Genomic DNA, 473 nt, shown 5'->3' on the forward strand with positions numbered 1-473 from the left:
ACGAACGGAGAGGTCGAACCCACGGTCCCAAGGAACGCAAGCCCACCCTGAAGGCGCGTCTGGATCAGATCGACCGAACGCTGGATCGACATCGTCGTCCACGAATGCAGGTCGATGGATTCCTGCATCGTGCCTTCGTGATGTTCAGCAGCCTTCACACCGGTTTCCGCGATATAGCGGAACGGGGAGTTCGCCGGCAGCGCGTCCGCGCCCTGCTTGATCGTCGGCTTGGTCCAGAACTTGGACGTCACGTCCTTGCCCGCGCTGAACAGGCTTGCCTGCTCAAAGAACTTCTTGATCATGATGACCCAGGTGCCGACCGACATGAACACCATGATCAGCAGGACGCCACGGGCGATGAAGTCACCGTTTGCCCACAGGGCACCCAGGCCGTACGGGTTGCCTTCGGGTGCAGGCGGGGGCGGCGGCGGTGCATCGGGCGCCGGGGCGGCGGGGGCGGCATCAGCAGCGGG

Annotated in this window: 1 protein-coding gene; it reads right to left on the reverse strand. The window is 64.1% G+C overall.

Annotation, left to right across the window (positions count from 1 at the left end; all coding sequences use genetic code 11):
- Positions 1-473, reverse strand: a 473-nt coding sequence (locus B7G66_RS16100) for a MotA/TolQ/ExbB proton channel family protein (protein WP_048859394.1), incomplete at both ends; no start/stop codon positions are given.

This window comes from Novacetimonas hansenii JCM 7643, from assembly GCF_000964405.1.
Taxonomy (GTDB): domain Bacteria; phylum Pseudomonadota; class Alphaproteobacteria; order Acetobacterales; family Acetobacteraceae; genus Novacetimonas; species Novacetimonas hansenii.